The 17,787-nt window shown below is 57.6% G+C and carries 18 protein-coding genes; 17 read left to right on the forward strand and 1 reads right to left on the reverse strand.

What is annotated here, in order from left to right; all coding sequences use genetic code 11:
- The first annotated feature begins 13 nt into the window (after positions 1-13).
- Positions 14-1,408, forward strand: a complete 1,395-nt coding sequence (gene murD, locus ACR0IU_RS19860) for a UDP-N-acetylmuramoyl-L-alanine--D-glutamate ligase (protein ID WP_480717481.1) — start codon at positions 14-16, stop codon at positions 1,406-1,408.
- A 112-nt stretch (positions 1,409-1,520) separates the two neighbouring features.
- Positions 1,521-1,895 carry a glycine zipper family protein gene (locus ACR0IU_RS19865; protein ID WP_259462652.1) on the forward strand — a complete coding sequence of 125 codons (375 nt, stop codon included), beginning with the start codon at positions 1,521-1,523 and terminating at the stop codon, positions 1,893-1,895.
- On the opposite strand, the gene ACR0IU_RS19870 is transcribed toward ACR0IU_RS19865, so the two are convergent.
- Positions 1,892-3,070, reverse strand: coding sequence for a BaiN/RdsA family NAD(P)/FAD-dependent oxidoreductase (locus tag ACR0IU_RS19870; RefSeq protein WP_480717450.1), 1,179 nt, complete (start codon positions 3,068-3,070; stop codon positions 1,892-1,894). The two genes, ACR0IU_RS19865 and ACR0IU_RS19870, sit on opposite strands and share 4 nt — an antisense overlap.
- Before the next feature lie 240 nt (positions 3,071-3,310).
- Here ACR0IU_RS19870 and ACR0IU_RS19875 point away from each other — a divergent pair, with 240 nt between their 5' ends.
- From ACR0IU_RS19875 to ACR0IU_RS19945, 15 genes are all read left to right on the forward strand, one after another.
- Positions 3,311-4,357, forward strand: coding sequence for a Hint domain-containing protein (locus ACR0IU_RS19875; protein ID WP_480717451.1), 1,047 nt, complete (start codon positions 3,311-3,313; stop codon positions 4,355-4,357).
- A 170-nt stretch (positions 4,358-4,527) separates the two neighbouring features.
- A complete protein-coding gene (gene ftsW, locus ACR0IU_RS19880) occupies positions 4,528-5,691 on the forward strand; it encodes a putative lipid II flippase FtsW (protein WP_480717452.1) in 1,164 nt (387 codons plus the stop codon).
- Positions 5,691-6,782 carry a UDP-N-acetylglucosamine--N-acetylmuramyl-(pentapeptide) pyrophosphoryl-undecaprenol N-acetylglucosamine transferase gene (locus ACR0IU_RS19885; RefSeq protein ID WP_480717453.1) on the forward strand — a complete coding sequence of 364 codons (1,092 nt, stop codon included), beginning with the start codon at positions 5,691-5,693 and terminating at the stop codon, positions 6,780-6,782. Before ftsW ends, ACR0IU_RS19885 begins: the two co-directional genes overlap by 1 nt.
- On the forward strand, positions 6,779-8,185 hold the full coding sequence (gene murC, locus ACR0IU_RS19890; RefSeq protein ID WP_480717454.1) for a UDP-N-acetylmuramate--L-alanine ligase: 1,407 nt from the start codon (positions 6,779-6,781) through the stop codon (positions 8,183-8,185). The genes ACR0IU_RS19885 and murC overlap by 4 nt, the downstream gene beginning before the upstream one ends.
- 4 nt (positions 8,186-8,189) lie before the next feature.
- Entirely contained in the window at positions 8,190-8,438 is a 249-nt protein-coding gene (locus ACR0IU_RS19895) for a DUF2484 family protein (RefSeq protein WP_480717455.1), read from the forward strand.
- Positions 8,435-8,701: a DUF2484 family protein gene (locus ACR0IU_RS19900; RefSeq protein WP_480717456.1), complete on the forward strand. Its 267-nt coding sequence runs from the start codon at positions 8,435-8,437 to the stop codon at positions 8,699-8,701. Before ACR0IU_RS19895 ends, ACR0IU_RS19900 begins: the two co-directional genes overlap by 4 nt.
- A gap of 22 nt (positions 8,702-8,723) precedes the next feature.
- Entirely contained in the window at positions 8,724-9,017 is a 294-nt protein-coding gene (locus tag ACR0IU_RS19905) for a hypothetical protein (protein WP_170543621.1), read from the forward strand.
- Positions 9,014-9,937, forward strand: a complete 924-nt coding sequence (gene murB / locus ACR0IU_RS19910) for a UDP-N-acetylmuramate dehydrogenase (protein WP_480717457.1) — start codon at positions 9,014-9,016, stop codon at positions 9,935-9,937. Before ACR0IU_RS19905 ends, murB begins: the two co-directional genes overlap by 4 nt.
- Before the next feature lie 105 nt (positions 9,938-10,042).
- Positions 10,043-10,966 carry a D-alanine--D-alanine ligase gene (locus ACR0IU_RS19915; protein WP_480717458.1) on the forward strand — a complete coding sequence of 308 codons (924 nt, stop codon included), beginning with the start codon at positions 10,043-10,045 and terminating at the stop codon, positions 10,964-10,966.
- Positions 10,954-11,958 (forward strand): cell division protein FtsQ/DivIB, encoded by a 1,005-nt coding sequence (locus tag ACR0IU_RS19920; RefSeq protein WP_480717459.1) that lies wholly within the window; start codon positions 10,954-10,956, stop codon positions 11,956-11,958. Before ACR0IU_RS19915 ends, ACR0IU_RS19920 begins: the two co-directional genes overlap by 13 nt.
- A gap of 8 nt (positions 11,959-11,966) precedes the next feature.
- On the forward strand, positions 11,967-13,301 hold the full coding sequence (ftsA, locus tag ACR0IU_RS19925; protein WP_010442579.1) for a cell division protein FtsA: 1,335 nt from the start codon (positions 11,967-11,969) through the stop codon (positions 13,299-13,301).
- Positions 13,288-13,707 (forward strand): hypothetical protein, encoded by a 420-nt coding sequence (locus tag ACR0IU_RS19930; RefSeq protein WP_480717460.1) that lies wholly within the window; start codon positions 13,288-13,290, stop codon positions 13,705-13,707. The genes ftsA and ACR0IU_RS19930 overlap by 14 nt, the downstream gene beginning before the upstream one ends.
- Before the next feature lie 348 nt (positions 13,708-14,055).
- Positions 14,056-15,657: a cell division protein FtsZ gene (ftsZ, locus tag ACR0IU_RS19935; protein ID WP_170476936.1), complete on the forward strand. Its 1,602-nt coding sequence runs from the start codon at positions 14,056-14,058 to the stop codon at positions 15,655-15,657.
- Positions 15,658-15,871: 214 nt separating this feature from the next.
- Positions 15,872-16,792: a UDP-3-O-acyl-N-acetylglucosamine deacetylase gene (gene lpxC, locus ACR0IU_RS19940; RefSeq protein ID WP_480717461.1), complete on the forward strand. Its 921-nt coding sequence runs from the start codon at positions 15,872-15,874 to the stop codon at positions 16,790-16,792.
- A 126-nt stretch (positions 16,793-16,918) separates the two neighbouring features.
- Positions 16,919-17,779, forward strand: coding sequence for an outer membrane protein assembly factor BamD (locus ACR0IU_RS19945; protein WP_480717462.1), 861 nt, complete (start codon positions 16,919-16,921; stop codon positions 17,777-17,779).
- The last annotated feature ends 8 nt before the right edge of the window (positions 17,780-17,787 follow it).

Consider the following 17,787-nt stretch of genomic DNA (forward strand, 5'->3'; position numbering starts at 1 on the left):
AGGTGGACAGCAGATGATCCCGGTCAAAGGGTTTTCAGGGAAAAAAGTTGCGGTTCTGGGGCTAGGGCGGTCTGGTTTGGCCACGGCTCGTGCATTGCAGGCGGGCGGCGCCCAACCGGTGTGCTGGGATGACAATCCGGCCGCGCGTGAGGCGGCTGAAGGAGAGGGGCTGGTCTGCTCTGATCTGCGCCGACATGGAGCGTTCGAAAATATTGCTACCCTGATTGTTTCACCTGGTATTCCGCATCTTTATCCCACGCCCAATCCGGTGGTGGCTGCTGCAACGGATGCTGGCGTCTCGGTAGACAATGATATTGGTTTGTTCTTTCGCTCCTTCGCCGGGCCTGAATGGCACAACTATGACACCCCGCCGCGTGTCATTGCAGTGACGGGATCGAACGGCAAATCAACCACTGCAGCCCTGATCCACCATATCCTGACCGAGGCCGGGCGCGACTCGCAGTTGGCCGGCAATATTGGGCGCGGTGTTCTGGATATCGATCCGGGCGGTGATGGCTCGGTGGTGGTGTTAGAGCTGTCCAGTTATCAAACTGAACTGGCCCGCGCCCTGACGCCAGATGTGGCGGTTTTCACCAATCTCTCACCTGATCATCTTGACCGGCATGGAGGTAAGGGTGGCTATTTCGCAGCCAAACGCCGCCTCTTTGCCGAAGGCGGGCCGGATCGCGCCGTGATCGGGATCGATGAGGCTGAAGGCGCGTTTTTGGCTGGTCAGCTGGCCGAGGGGCCGTCTGATGATAGGGTGATCCGCATTTCGGTTGCGCGTAAACTGACTGGACCGGGCTGGCAGGTTTTTGCACGCAAGGGATACTTGTCTGAATACCGCAAGGGACGTCAGACGGGATCAATTGATCTGCGCGACATCAAGGGCTTGCCAGGCGCGCATAACCACCAGAACGCTTGTGCTGCCTATGCTGCCTGCCGTTCTCTGGGCTTGGCCCCCCGCGTGATCGAAGACGCGCTGCATAGTTTTCCTGGTCTGCCGCATCGCAGTCAAATCATTGCCGAAGCGGATGGGGTAACCTTCGTGAACGACTCTAAGGCCACCAATGTGGACAGCGCCTTGAAAGCGCTGAGCGCCTTCAAAAAGGTTCGCTGGATCTGTGGCGGGCTTGAGAAAGAGGGTGGGCTTGAGGCGCTGAACGGGGCCGAAGGTCACGTGATCAAGGCCTATGTCATTGGACGCGAAGCTGCGGGTTTTGCCATGCAGCTAACTGCGGATGCTCAGGTTTGCACCACTATGGCTGCCGCTGTTGAACAGGCCATGGCAGACGCGCAGCCGGGCGAGGTGGTCTTGTTGGCCCCTGCAGCGGCCAGTTTCGACCAATATGACAATTTCGAACAGCGCGGTGATGACTTCACCGCCGAGGTGAAAAAACGCCTCTGAAAGCAAGGCGTTTGCAATTGTTTGCCGGTTCGGCGAAGCTGAGCGCCTATCTGCTTGACGCGCAATCTGCATTGGTTTTTGCCTTCAGGAAATTCAACACGAGGTTATGAAAATGCCAAACCGTAAGTTTCTATTGATCGTTCCCGCTTTGCTTGTGGCGGGGGCATGCACCAATACCGGTGCCAACTATCAGCCCGTGATCGATGGTCCTGTAGGCCCGAACTACAATGTCGATCTGCAGCAATGCCAGCAACTGGCGGCCTCACAGGCCAGCGTTGATGGGTCCACCGCTGGCAATGCGGCCATCGGCGCGGTAGGCGCAGCTGCCGTAACGGGCATCGTTCAGGACAGCAGCGACAATCTGGGTCGCGCAGCCGTTGCCGGCGCTCTGGTTGGGGCAGGCGCGGACGTGATCAACAAGAACCAGAACAAAGAAGTGCTGGTGCGCAATTGCATGCGCGGACGAGGCTATAACGTCGTTGGTTAACAGCCTGCGATGGCACTTCCTGCAGCGTGACCCGAAGACCACGCCCATTGGAAGTTGTAGCCACCCAGCCAACCGGTGACATCCACCGCTTCACCAATAGCATAGAGGCCGGGGACTTCCCTGGCCTCCATCGTTTTGGACGACAACCCTTGAGTATCGATTCCACCGAGCGTTACCTCGGCCGTGCGATAACCTTCAGTGCCAGCAGGGGTGAGGTGCCAGTCCGACAGAGCCGCGACCAAATCGGTCAGCGCAGCATCGGATTGATCCGCCAGATTGCCTTGCATCTGGAAATGGTGCTTGAGGTAGTCCACCAGACGCGAAGGTAAATGGCGTGCAAGCTCTGTGGTCAGCGCCTTGCGTCCACCCGCCTGCCGCTGATCCCGCAACAGCTCGAACAGCCCTAGATCCGGGATCAGATTCACCCGAATGACCTCGCCCTCGCTCCAATACGAAGATAGTTGCAGTACAGAAGGGCCGCTCAGCCCGCGATGGGTGAACAGTAGGGCCTCATCGAAACTGGTGCGTTGATTTGACAGCTGCACGGGCAGCGAGACACCGGATAGGTCTTTGAACCGTCCATCAGAAAAGGTGAATGGCACCAGCGCTGCCCGGGTTTCGGTCACCTTTAGCCCGAATTGACGCGCAATGTCGTAGGCCAACCCTGTTGCACCCATCTTGGGGATCGACTTGCCGCCCGTGGCCAAAACCAGATTGCGGCATGTCAGGGAAAGGCGATTGCCTTCTCGCTCGACCTCCAGCGAAAACCCGCTCTCGGTCTTGCGCAGCGAGTGGAGGGTAGTCTGTACCCACAGCTCGGCCCCGACACGCGCCATTTCGTCCAGCAACATTTGTATAATCTGTTTTGACGAGCCTTCACAAAACAACTGCCCCAGAGTCTTCTCATGCCAGGCAATGTGGTGACGTTCTACCAGATCGATGAAATCCCATTGTGTGTACCGCGCCAAAGCCGATTTGCTAAAATGGGGGTTTTGCGACAGGAAATTTCCTGGCCCCGCATGCAAATTCGTGAAATTGCACCGCCCGCCGCCGGATATACGGATCTTTTCGCCGGGCGCTTTTGCGTGATCGATCACCAGCGCGCGTCCGCCGCAATGGGTCGCGCACATCATGCCAGCCGCCCCGGCACCAAGGATGATTGTATCGTAATTCATGTATGGCCATTGGCCTGTTATCCGCCAGATGGCAAGGGCCACCGGACCACGCGCGTCAAAGTGAGGCGGATTGATCTTGTTCTACAAGCCTTATGGTCCAGTATTGGAGCAGTGCGCACGCGCCACAGGGGTGAAATATCCCGCGAGCTCAGCTTGACCCATCGTAAACCAGGCTCTAGCAAAAATGGCACATATACTTGATATGTGCGCGTGTTTTGAAATGTTGTGGAGTTACGCCCGATGTCGACAAATATCTACGGTGCGTTTCGCAGCGACACAACGTTGTCAGACGCAGGCGCTTCAACAACCGTCGTGGGCTCAACTTTCCAGATTTTTGCATATGATCAAATCACCGTCGAAGATGGTGCCGACGGTACGATTTACAGCGGTGACAGCATTTCCAACGAAGTCTCGAACGATCCGACGCAGACTTACAACGGTGAGATCATATTCTGGGATTTTACGGTTACGGTGACAGATGGCACCAACACCTACCAGATCGGCCTGTTTGACTATGATATCAACGGCGATGGTGACTCGATCGGAGTTGACAGCGAAGACGGATATTTCATGGCATTTATCGGAGGGTCTATTCCGCCATTAAATACGACGCTGACGATCACGGCGATCGTCGATAATGGACCCAGCATTGATGTAGATACCGTTGTACCATGTTTCACTTTGGGGACTAAGATCGATACCCCGTCTGGCCCGAGACCGGTTGAAACCCTCGAAACAGGTGATTTTGTTCTGACACTCGACAATGGACCTCAGGCTATCCGTTGGATCGGAAGGCGCACTCTGGACAGTATTGACCTGAATATTAAACCCAAGTTGCGCCCCGTCAGAATTGCCAAGGGTGCGTTGGGCGAAGGTCTACCCGAACGCACATTACGCGTTTCTCCGCAACATCGGATGCTGCTGCGCTCAGCCATTGCTGAACGTATGTTTTCCAGTCACGAGATCCTGATTCCAGCGATTAAACTTATGGGCCTGCCGGGGGTTTCGGTGGATGAGGAGGCGCAGAGCGTAACATATGTTCACATCCTCTTTGACAGGCACGAGGTGGTCTTCGCAGAAGGCGCACCATCGGAAAGCCTGTTAGCCGGGCCCGAAGCACTAAAAAGCGTTGGGAAAGACGCCCTGGCGGAAATCACCGAGTTGTTTCCCGAAATTGTCGCCAAAGACTACGAGCCTCAGGTGGCACGCCTTGTGCCGCAACAGGGTCGGAAGATGCAATCTCTGATCCAGCGTCACGTGAAAAACGACAAGCCGTTGTTGTCCTGACAGATGGTCCCAGCGTGCGGCGCGGGCTTTGACAATGATGTCGTCTTGTCGGGAAAAGTGTTTTGAAAATCTATTTCGTCATTCCTCTGGTCTGAAAACAAAAATCACTGTAAACTCCCGAACAGATCCCGAAAACGGGACGTTGACGAGGCAGATAGTGGCGGGATCTCATGACTGAGATGGTGTATGGCGCGGTCCAGGACCAGCGCGGAGAACCGATTCTACCGAAGTGGTGGCGGACGATTGACCGCTGGACGATGTCCTGCGTTTTGATCCTGTTTGTCATAGGTCTTCTGCTTGGGTTGGCTTCTTCGCCGCCGCTCGCGGGGCGCAACGGATTTGATCCCTTCCACTATGTCGAGCGGCAGGCGCTGTTCGGAGGGCTCGCGCTGGTTGCGATGCTTCTGACCTCGATGATGTCACCCACGCTGGTGCGGCGTCTGGCGATCTTGGGCTTTCTGGTCTCGTTCGTGGCGCTCGCCTTCCTGCCGATCTTTGGCACGGATTTTGGCAAAGGCGCAGTGCGCTGGTATTCGCTGGGCTTTGCCTCGCTGCAGCCATCAGAATTCCTCAAACCCGGCTTTGTCGTTATGGCTGCATGGCTGTTGGCCGCTTCGCAGGAAATCAATGGCCCTCCGGGGCGGTTATGGTCCTTTGCGCTGTGTATGGCGATTGTTGCGATGCTGGTGATGCAACCAGATTTCGGACAGGCCTGCCTGATCCTCTTTGGTTGGGGGGTGATGTATTTCGTGGCGGGCGCTCCGATGTTGCTGTTGGTTGGCATGGCGGGGGCCGTGGTTTTGGGCGGAATGTTTGCCTATTCCAACTCAGAGCACTTTGCGCGCCGTATCGACGGTTTTCTAAATCAGGAACTCGACCCGACCACTCAGCTTGGCTACGCGACGAACGCAATTCGCGAGGGTGGGTTGTTCGGTGTTGGCGTGGGCGAGGGACAGGTGAAATGGTCGCTGCCTGACGCGCATACTGATTTCATCATCGCAGTGGCGGCAGAGGAGTATGGTCTGATCCTCGTTCTGATCATCATCGCACTCTATTCGTTGATCGTCGTGCGTTCGCTGCTGCGACTGATGCGCGAACGCGACATGTTCATTCGCCTGGCGGGTACCGGGCTGGCCTGCATGTTCGGTGTACAGGCGATGATCAACATGGGCGTTGCTGTACGTCTGTTGCCTGCAAAAGGCATGACGTTGCCTTTCGTCAGCTATGGCGGCTCGTCACTGATCGCAGGCGGCATCGCGGTTGGCATGTTGCTGGCCTTCACCCGAACCCGCCCGCAAGGCGAGTTGGGTGATATTTTGCGCGGGCGAGGATGATGCCGTATCTTCTGATCGCAGCAGGCGGCACCGGAGGACACATGTTCCCGGCGCAGGCATTGGCAGAAGCGATGCTGGCCAAAGGCTGGCGTGTGCGCTTGTCCACCGATCCGCGAGGCGCGCGCTATACCGGTGCGTTCCCCGAAGGTGTTGAAATTGTCGAGGCATCCTCGGCAACCTTTGCCCGCGGGGGTCTGGCCGCCAAAGTGCTGGTCGGGCCCAAGATTGCTGCTGGTGTGACCGGTATTTCGGCGCAGATGATGCGCGACAAGCCGGACGTTGTGGTGGGATTTGGAGGCTATCCGTCGATCCCGGCGCTGGGCGCGGCGACGCTGTTGAAAATCCCGCGTATGATCCATGAACAGAACGGCGTTCTGGGTCGCGTGAATAAAGTGTTTGCAACTCGGGTCGCACAGGTGGCCTGCGGTGTCTGGCCCACCGATCTGCCGGACGGGGCCAACGGTATCCACACCGGCAACCCGGTGCGCGGCGCAGTACTGGAACGCGAAGGGGCGCCCTTTATTCCGCCCGGAGATTACCCGATGTCGGTGCTTGTAATGGGTGGCTCGCAGGGTGCGCGTATTCTCAGCGATGTTGTCCCCGGCGCGATTGCGGCGTTGCCCGAAGCCGTGCGCGACCATATTCGCGTCTCGCATCAAGCCCGCGACGAGGATAGCGAGCGGGTCAAAGCCTTTTACTCCGATCACGGCATCCGCGCCGATGTGCAGTCATTTTTTGACGATGTGCCGCGTCGCATGTCTGATGCGCAGCTGGTTGTCAGTCGGTCGGGTGCCTCCAGCATAGCCGACATCTCGGTGATTGGCCGTCCATCGATATTGATCCCGCTTGCAACCGCCGCTGGTGACCACCAAACCGCCAATGCGCGCGGGTTGGTTCAGGCGGGTGGGGCGATCATGATCCCCGAAAACGCCCTTGACGTTCCCGCGCTGACAGAGCAGATGACCACGGTTCTCACCAACCCCGAAGCCGCACAGCAAATGGCCCATGCCGCGCTATCGGTCGGGGCCCCGGACGCGACCGAGCGTCTGGTTGCCCTTGTCGAGCAACTGGCGCAGAAGGAGACCTCATGAATCCAGCAACCAAACTGCCGCAGGACGTTGGGCCGATCCACTTCGTGGGCATCGGCGGGATCGGGATGTCGGGCATCGCCGAGGTGCTTTTGAACCTTGGCTACCGGGTGCAAGGTTCGGATCTGAAAACCTCGAAGATTACTGACCGACTAGCTGGGCTGGGTGCTGAGATTTTCGAAGGCCAGCGTGCCGAGAACCTGCAGAACGCCGCAGTGGTCGTCGTCTCGACCGCGATCAAACCAGGCAACCCGGAACTGGATGAGGCGCGCGCGCAGGGCCTACCGGTGGTGCGCCGCGCCGACATGCTGGCCGAACTCATGCGGCTGCGCTCGAATATTGCCATCGCCGGAACCCACGGAAAAACGACCACGACTACGATGATGGCTGAACTGATGGTCGCGGGCGATTTCGATCCCACCGTCATCAATGGTGGCATCATCCACGCCTATGGCAGCAACGCGCGTATGGGGCAGGGTGAATGGATGGTGGTTGAGGCGGATGAGAGCGACGGCTCGTTCAATCGCTTGCCTGCAACCATCGCCATCGTCACCAATATCGACCCCGAGCATATGGAGCACTGGGGCGATTTCGACCAACTGCGCGACGGGTTTTACGAATTCGTCTCGAACCTGCCGTTCTACGGTCTGGCCGTGTGCTGCACAGATCATGCAGAGGTGCAAGCTTTGGTCGGCCGCATCTCGGACCGTCGAGTGCGCACTTACGGTTTCAACGCACAGGCCGATGTACGGGCCGAGAACTTGACCTATGAAGGTGGCGTTGCCCATTTCGACATCCATTTGAGCTACGAAGACAAGGTGATCGAGGGTTGTACCCTGCCGATGCCAGGCGATCATAACGTATCGAATGCTCTGTCCGCAGTGGCTGTTGCCCGTCATCTGGGGATGAAAGCTTCGGAAATTCGCGATGCGCTGGCCAATTTCGGTGGTGTAAACCGCCGCTTCACCAAGGTCGGAGAGATCAATGGTGTCACCATCATCGACGATTATGGTCACCATCCAGTAGAAATCGCAGCTGTCCTCAAGGCTGCGCGCCAAGCTACCGAGGGGCGCGTCATCGCCGTCCATCAGCCGCACCGCTATTCGCGATTGTCTGACCTGTTTGATGATTTCTGCACATGTTTTAACGATGCCGATGTGGTCGCCATCGCCGAGGTCTTTGCGGCGGGCGAAGACCCGATCGAAGGGGCCGACCGCGACGCACTGGTCGAAGGGCTTATTCGTCATGGCCACCGCCATGCGCGGGCCATCCTGGATGAAAGTGACCTCGTGCGGCTCGTCCGCGAACAGGCCCGACCGGGGGATATGGTTGTATGCCTCGGCGCCGGGACCATCAGCGCCTGGGCCAATGGGTTGCCTGACCAATTGATTGCGAAGGCGAGTTAGGCTCGTGTCGCTTTCGCTCATCATCGCCTGCGCCTGGGTTTTTGCCTCAACCATCGTCGCAATGCTACCGATGCGTCTGCAATTTCCACCGGGCATATTGCTACTGGTTAGCGCACCCGTACTGATTTTTTGGCTTGGACATGATTATGGATGGTTCATTGGGGTATTGGCTTTCGCCGCCTTTGCTTCGATGTTTCGTAATCCGATCCGCTATTACTGGCGTGAATGGACGGATAAAGAGGTGTCAGAGTGAATTGGTCGCTTGCGCTTGCCGGTCTTTGGGGCGTTGTTGCCAATATATTGGCAATGCTTCCAAGCAAAGACAATCACTGGAAACGGGCATATTTCTTGATCACCGTAGGAATTCCAATTCTTGGTTATGTCACCTATGAAAGCGGTCCCTGGATCGGGCTTATGGTGCTGGCTGCGGGTATGTCGATCTTGCGCTGGCCGGTGATATACCTGACCCGTTGGACAAAGGCGAAATTGCAGGGCATGAAGGCGGTCAACAAGTAACCGACCATATCAGGAGGCCCCCATGGTCGACATTGCCACCTTTGCTTATCTGCCATTGATCTCTCTCATCTTCGGCGCCGTATCTGGTTTTGTTGCCGGACGCTGGATCGGTATCAAAGCGCTGCTTTGGCTGATCGGTTTGACTTCGGCTGTGGCATTGGTGCTGATCGTGATGTTGGCTGGTGTTGAAGCAGGCGAAGAGGAAAATGCATTTGGCCCATTTGTTTGGCTCACAGGTGGTGTCCTACCTTTCCTGTTTGCCGTCATCATGGGGGGCGTCGGCGGACGCAGCCTGTCAGCTAGGACAAATGCATGACCCATCTACCCGTGGTCCGAGGTCGCCTGACCGAGGCGCGTGCGCTCAATGAATTGACTTGGCTTCGCGTTGGTGGACCTGCTGATTATTTGTTTCAGCCCGCTGATATCGAAGACCTGCAGGCCTTTTTGCGCGACCTGCCCGCGGACGTTCCGGTTTTTCCCATGGGTGTCGGATCAAACATAATTGTACGGGATGGCGGCCTGCGGGCCGTGGTGATCCGTTTGGGGCGCGGGTTCAACGGTATCTCAGTCGACGGAAATACCGTTACAGCAGGCGCGGCGGCACTGGATGCGCATGTGGCGCGCAAGGCAGCGGATGCAGGCGTTGACCTGACATTCCTGCGCACGATCCCCGGCTCTATCGGCGGGGCGGTGCGCATGAACGCGGGTTGCTATGGCAGCTACACGGCGGATGTGCTGCAAAAAGCCACCATCGTCACACAGCAGGGCGAACTTGTCGAACTCAGCCCCGATGACCTCAACTTCCGCTACCGTCAATCTGATCTGCCCGAAGGTGCGGTGCTGGTTTCAGCCACCTTCCAAGCCCCCTCGGGCAATCCGGCCGAGCTGCACGCCCGTATGGAAGCGCAGCTTAAGAAGCGCGACGAAACGCAGCCAACCAAGGACAGAAGCGCTGGTTCGACCTTCCGCAACCCGGCTGGGTTTTCCTCGACCGGGCGCGAAGATGATGTGCACGACCTCAAGGCGTGGAAGGTGATCGACAACGCGGGCATGCGCGGCGCTACCAAAGGCGGCGCGCAAATGAGCCCCAAGCACTCGAATTTCCTGATCAATACCGGTGACGCGACTGCCGCTGACCTCGAGGGACTGGGCGAAGAGGTCAGAAAAAAGGTTTACGAAACAAGCGGCATCACGCTAGAGTGGGAAATCATGCGGGTCGGTGATCCGCTGAAATAATATAGCCCCAACCGTCAGACCAAAACAGGCAAATTCAGGCGACGGATCAAAGGCATAAACGCAATACGGACCACTACATAAGGTCCGGGGACATTGAGGCGCACATTGGGTATGTCGAGCAGGACAAACCCCAAAGTGGCGGTATTGATGGGCGGCCCCTCGGCGGAACGCGAGGTGTCTCTCAGCTCTGGGCGCGAATGCGCGGCCGCCCTTGTGGGAGAAGGCTTTGAAGTGGTCGAACTGGACGCGGGTCCCGACCTCTACGCGCGTCTTCTGGAGATCAAGCCAGATGTAGTTTTCAACGCCCTGCATGGCCGCTGGGGCGAGGATGGCTGTGTGCAGGGTCTACTGGAATGGATGCGCATTCCCTACACGCATTCCGGCGTGTTGGCCTCGGCTTTGGCGATGGACAAACAGCGCAGTAAAGAGGTTTATCAGGCCGAGGGTCTGCCTGTCGTGCCCAGCGTGATCGTGCCCAAGGTCGAAGTGGTCGAAGTCCACGTGATGGAACCACCCTATGTGGCCAAGCCCAACAACGAAGGTTCTAGCGTCGGCATTTATATCGTGCACGAAAATGCCAACGGCCCGCCGCAACTGGACGCGGCGATGCCCGATCAGGTGATGGTTGAGAAATACGTCGCAGGCCGTGAACTGACCGTGACGGTGATGGGCGACCGCGCCTTGACGGTAACCGAAATCATGACCGATGGTGGCTGGTACGACTACGATGCCAAGTACAAACCCGGCGGCTCGTGGCACGTGCTGCCCGCCGACATCCCGCAGGATATCTTTGACCGCTGCATGGACTACGCGCTGAAAGCCCATAATGCACTGGGTTGTCGCGGCGTATCCCGTACCGATTACCGCTGGGATGACAGCATGGGTGCGGATGGCCTGTTCCTGCTGGAGACAAATACGCAGCCCGGCATGACGCCAACCTCGCTGGTGCCCGAACAAGCCGCGCAGCTGGGCATGACATTCGGCGAGCTTTGCGCCTGGATGGTGGAGGACGCCTCATGCGACCGCTGACCGCTATCCGCACGCCAGTGATCCACCGGACCAAACCGCTGGCGGGGCCAGATGCGGATTTTGGTGCTGCTCCAAAGTCGGAATCCGAAGTTGAACCTAAACTGCGCTTGCGAGGCACCCGATTCTTTGGTCGCGGACGCTTGTCTGATCCTGCGCCTTCACGCCTCAGCTACCGTTTTCAGCGCTGGATGCTCACCCCCGGCATCCGGCGCGGGGTGAAGATTGGTCTACCGGTTCTGGCGGTCGTCGGATTGGTCGGAGGCTTCTTTGCCGCTGAAGAACGCCGCGAGGCCGTCAGCGCCTATGTCACCGGCATCAAGACCTCGATTCAGGAACGTCCGGAATTCATGGTCAACCTGATGGCCATCGACGGCGCGGGGACCGCGCTATCGGAAGATATCCGCGAGGTTGTGCCTCTCGATTTCCCGCTCAGTTCCTGGGACCTGGATGTCGAGATGATCCGCGACACCATCACTGGGCTTGATCCGGTGAAATCGGCAACCGTGCGCATTCGCCCCGGCGGTATCTTACAGGTGGATGTAGTTGAACGTCAGCCGGTCATCGTCTGGAGAACCCGTGACGGGATTGAGCTACTGGATGAAACCGGTGCCCACGTGGATATGATTGCGGCGCGTGCTGATCACGCAAACTTGCCTTTGATTGCCGGGAAAGGCGCGGACAAGCATGTGCCCGAAGCGCTGCAGATTCTGACAACCGCCCGCAGTTTGGGCGAGCGGGTCCGGGGGCTCGTGCGTGTTGGTGAACGCCGCTGGGATCTGGTGCTGGATCGCAACCAGCGCATCATGTTGCCAACCGAGCGACCCGCGCGTGCACTGGAACGCGTACTGGCCGTAAACGAGGTACAGGACCTTTTGGAACGCGACGTGGCTGCGGTTGATATGCGCCTTGGCCAGCGACCAACCATCCGAATGAACAAAACAGCCAGCGAAGACTGGTGGAACACAAAAGTAGATGTGAGTAACGGGCAGTAACGACCATGATGACCGATCTTTATCAGTCCCAACGGGCCATGCGGCAGATGCGCCGGCAGGCAATGCAACGCGGTGTTGTCGCCATTTTGGATGTGGGCAGCTCCAAAATCGCCTGCCTCGTCCTGCGCTTCGACGGGACGGGGCGGTTGTCCGAGGACAATTCGATTGGCTCCATGGCGGGTCAGACCGGGTTTCGGGTGATTGGTGCCGCGACCACTCGCTCACGCGGGGTTCAGTTCGGCGAAGTTACCGCGATGCAGGAGACCGAGCGCGCCATCCGCACCGCCCTGCAGGCAGCGCAGAAAATGGCCGATATCCGTGTTGATCACGTCATCGCGTCCTTCTCAGGGGCCAATCCGCGCTCATACGGTCTGGACGCACAGGTCGATCTGGAAGGCCAGCTGGTCACCGAGGCCGAAGTGGGGCGCGTGCTGAACGCCTGTGATGTGCCGGATTATGGCGAAGGACGCGAAGTGTTGCATGCCCAGCCGGTGAATTTCGCACTGGACAACCGTTCGGGTCTGATCGACCCGCGTGGACAGTTAGGTCAAAGCCTTGCAGTGGATATGCACATGCTGACCGTCGATGCGGTTGCGATCCAGAACATCGTCCGCTGTATCAAGCGCTGCGATCTGGAACTGGCGGGGATCGCTAACTCAGCCTACGTTTCGGGCATTTCCGCATTGGTCGAGGACGAACAAGAGCTGGGTGCAGCCTGTATCGACATGGGCGGCGGTACGACCAGCATCTCAATCTTCATGAAAAAACATATGATCTATGCCGATTGCGTGCGCATGGGCGGCGATCACGTGACCAGCGATATCTCCATGGGCCTTGGAGTGCCCGCAGCAGTGGCCGAACGGATCAAGACCTTTAACGGCGGCGTCCATGCCACCGGGGCTGATGATCGTGACCTGATCGATATTGGCGGCGATACCGGTGATTGGGAGCATGACCGTCGCACCGTCAGCCGTGCCGAATTAATCGGCATTATGCGACCACGCGTCGAAGAAATCCTCGAAGAAGTCCGCACCCGCTTGGATGCAGCAGGATTTGATCACCTGCCCAGCCAGCAAATCGTTCTGACTGGCGGTGGCAGCCAGATCATGGGACTCGACGGTTTGGCCAGTCGTATTCTGGGCCAGCGTGTTCGCTTGGGTCGCCCGCTGCGCGTCCATGGTTTGCCGCAATCGGCGACGGGGCCGGGCTTTTCCTCGGCGGTTGGGCTTAGCCTGTTTGCTGCGCATCCACAGGACGAATGGTGGGACTTTGAAATCCCGGTTGACACCTACGCTGCGCGCCCGTTCAAACGTGCTGTGCGCTGGTTCCGTGACAATTGGTAAACAACTGCGCCGGGTGGCGCTCTGCGCGGCGTTCTTACCCACCGTCGCAGAGACCCAGACACTGATCACGCCTGAGGCGTTTCTGAACGCTGTTGTTGGTAAAACGATCACCTTTCACGAAATCCGCAGCGGTATGCTGGTCGGAACCGAAGAGTTCCTGAGCCCGACTCTCTCTGTCTGGCGGATGGAGGGGCGGGGATGCGTTTATGGTCAGATCACCACGCCAAACGGCCAGATTTGCTTTCTCTATGATGATGCGCCCGATGGCGTACCAGTTTGCTGGTGGCCCTTCCTTCATGATGACCGGCTGTTGGTGCGTCTCGCGCGTTTTGTAGGGAGCGAAACGCAAGAAGTCCGAAGTGTTACAGACGACAGTCTAAACTGCCCAAGTACTCCAGTAGGCTAAAGAAATCGGTTGCAGCCCGTGCCAGAATCCCGCAAGATATCCACAAGGCCCGAAAGAGGCCTAGCGGCAGGACGTTGAGCAGTTTTCCGCGACCATATTGAGTGATCAACGAGTTTCGCACCCCCGTAGGGCGGGTGTGGTTTTCCGTACGTAGTGGTACATGAACCATTCGCCGCAACATATCGCGGTTGCAGCGAAATGCGGCAGTTTGTTGCCTTATTTCCTCCATATTTTGTGGAATCTGGCGATTTTTCTGGTGACGTTTCCGAAATGACACAGTAAAATCAATTGTGGATAGGTCAGAATAAACCGCATTTTGCGGCAACATATAAAACAGGCGGACAGAGCATGACATTAAATCTTTCGATGCCCGGGCACGACGAACTCAAGCCTCGGATTACCGTATTTGGCGTTGGCGGCGCTGGGGGCAATGCTGTCGACAATATGATTGAAAAGCAGTTGGACGGCGTCGAATTTGTCGTCGCCAATACAGACGCGCAGGCGTTGCAGCAAAGCCGCTCATCAGCGCGGGTGCAACTAGGCGTCAAAGTCACAGAAGGGCTAGGTGCGGGGGCACGCCCGACCGTAGGAGCCGCGGCTGCCGAAGAAAGCATCGAACAGATCGTTGACCACCTGGCAGGGGCACATATGTGCTTTATCACTGCAGGTATGGGCGGCGGGACTGGTACCGGGGCGGCCCCGATCATCGCACAGGCTGCGCGGGAACTCGGTGTTCTGACCGTTGGTGTTGTAACCAAACCCTTCCAGTTTGAAGGGGCCAAGCGGATGCGTCAGGCCGAAGACGGCGTTGACGCATTGCAGCAAGTTGTCGACACACTGATCATCATCCCGAACCAGAACCTGTTCCGTCTGGCCAATGAAAAGACCACGTTCACTGAAGCGTTCTCGATGGCGGATGACGTTCTGTATCAGGGCGTCAAGGGCGTGACCGACCTGATGGTGCGTCCGGGTCTGATCAACCTCGACTTTGCCGACGTCCGCGCTGTGATGGATGAGATGGGCAAGGCGATGATGGGCACCGGCGAAGCGACTGGCGAAGATCGCGCCATTCAGGCCGCCGAGAAGGCCATTGCCAACCCGCTGCTGGACGAAATCAGCCTCAAGGGCGCGAAGGGCGTTCTGATCAACATCACTGGTTCGCACGACCTGACCCTGTTCGAATTGGACGAGGCCGCCAACCGCATCCGCGAGGAAGTGGATCCTGAGGCCAACATCATCGTCGGTTCGACCCTCGATACCGAGATGGAAGGTGGCATGCGCGTGTCTGTTGTTGCGACGGGTATCGATGCCAGCGAAAAAACCGATGACGTGCCAGTCGCACGCCGCTCAATGTCGGCTCCGCTGACCCGCACGGTTTCAGCAGAAGAGCAGCCGCAGGAGCCGGTTGCCGGCGCCTCGGCAGCAGAAGAGGACAACATTGCTCCGACGCTGTTTGAATCCATCGAAGATGTTGAGTTCAACGAGGGCTGGCAAGACGAACAACCCGCGGCTGAACAGGATGATGACGGGCTGCCTCCGCCTGCCTATCAGCCACAAGTGGCACAATTCGAGCCGCAGCCAGAAGTGGAAGAAACCCCCGAGGCTTATGTCGATCAGCGCGCTCCGACCCCCGGCACTCCGTCGCCAGAAGCGATGCAGCGATTGCAGGCAGCCGTACAGAAGGTACCGCATAACCGGCTACGTCCAACGGCTGAAGCCCCTCGTGAACCTGCCCCACAGCCGCAGCAGGCAGCCGAGGATCGTCCGCGTTTTGGATTTAACCGACTGATCGATCGTATGACTGGTCATGCGGCCGATACGCCTGCGCAACCGGTGCGCCAACAGCCTGCAATGCGGTCGGTTGACGCAACGGCACCTGCGCAGGATGAGGTTGATCCAGACCAGGAGCGCATCGAAATTCCGGCCTTCTTGCGGCGTCAAGCGAACTGATCGCGGTAACAAAATCGTTTGAAAGGGTCGCAAACGTGCGGCCCTTTCCTATTGAAACACAAGGCATTAAACCCATGTAAGCAGGGATTTGCCGATGTGTCACAATCATGTTTCATTCGGTTGCAAAGAGTGAGTTGAGCCTTGACGCCCCCTTCCTTAGTTGAGGGTGCAACACAGCCCCCGGCAGGCTGGACACAATTCACCGAGGCTCACATTGCAACATACGCTCAAATCTTCAGTCACGTTTACGGGCACTGGGCTGCATAGCGGCAAGCCTGCGACGATGGTTCTGAAGCCTGCGGCAGCAGGTCATGGAATCTGGTTCAAACGGATTGATATCGAGCTGGGCAATGCGATGATTCCCGCAATCTACGATGTTGTCGAACGCACGCCGCTTTGCACCCGTCTCGTAAACGAAGCGGATGTTTCGGTTTCGACGGTTGAGCATATCATGGCGGCACTCGCCGGGTGCGGCATACATAACGCTCTGATCGAGATTGACGGTCCCGAGGTTCCGATCATGGATGGCTCGTCGGTCGAGTTCGTTCGCGGTATCATGGCTAAAGGTGTGCGTCGTCAGGCGAGCCCTGTGCTGGCCTACGAAGTTCTCAAACCGATCACCGTTTCGCGCGAGGGCGCAAGCGCGTCGATCGTTCCTGCCGAAGGGCTTGAGATCGAATTCCACATTGATTTTGAAGATCACGCTATTGGCAGTCAGACCAAAGTTCTCGATATGCGCAATGGATCCTTTGCGAGAGAATTGTGCGACAGCCGCACATTCTGCCGCCGTACGGATGTTGAGGCGATGCGCGAGAATGGTCTGGCGTTGGGTGGAACGCTGGAAAACGCGGTCGTTGTGCAAGGTGACGAAGTTCTGACACCGGGTGGTTTCCGCCACGCTGATGAGGCCGTGCGTCACAAGATGCTAGATGCCTTGGGTGATCTTTATCTGGCAGGCGGTCCGATCCTGGGTCGCTTTACCGGTGAAAAGTCGGGCCATTCCATGACCAACACGCTGCTGCGCAAGCTGTTCGAGACACCTGGTGCGGTGCGCCCGATCCTATGCACGCCTGAACAAGCCGCGCGCTTGCCGGGTCAGGGTCTGGTGCGGAGTGAAATTCCACAAGTCGCGTGACCCGGTCAACTCTGGCGACATTTGCGTCAATAGGGTGGATAAGGCGTTTTGCACTGGAATTTTATGTGCTAGACCGAGGTCCGATCAGGGATAAATCCCGCTAAGTTAACGACAAGGATGGGCGGAATGGTTGGCAGCAAAGCGGCAGTCAGATTCGCAGCGGCGATTCTTCTGGCAGCATCTTTGACGGCGTGCGGGGACGGAGGCCTTTTCAGAAAAAAGGGCGCTGACCGCAACCAGAACCTCGAAAGTTTCACACCAGAACAGATTTATACCCGTGGTGAATATGAGCTGTCTCAGAACCGTTCTGACGACGCGGCGTGGTATTTCTCTGAGGTCGAGCGGCTTTATCCCTATTCCGACTGGGCCAAGCGAGCGCTGATCATGCAGGCGTTTTCCTTTCATTCGGATCAAAACTACGAAGAAAGCCGCGCCGCTGCGCAGAGATACATCGATTTTTATCCAACCGACGAAGATGCGGCGTATGCGCAATATCTTCTGGCGCTCAGCTACTATGATCAGATCGACGAAGTTGGTCGCGATCAGGGCCTGACCTTTCAGGCGCTGCAGGCCTTGCGTACGGTGATCGAAGTCTACCCTGATAGCGAATATGCCACTTCTGCCGTTCTCAAGTTTGATTTGGCCTTTGACCATTTGGCCGGAAAAGAAATGGAGATCGGGCGCTATTACCTGCGTCAGGACCACTTTACTGCGGCCATCAACCGATTCCGTGTTGTGGTGGAAGACTTCCAAACCACCTCGCACACTGCTGAGGCGCTGTATCGTCTGATCGAGGCCTACTTGGCACTGGGTCTGATAGATGAAGCGCAATCCGCCGGTGCAATTCTGGGTTACAACTATCAATCCTCTGAATGGTACGATGCAGGTTACACACTGTTGACCTCACGCGGGCTGGATCTGAAGAGCCGAGGCAATAACTGGCTCAGCACGATCTATCGCCAGACCATCAAAGGTGAGTGGTTGTAAACGCGATG

The organism is Ruegeria sp. CL5 (assembly GCF_056536485.1).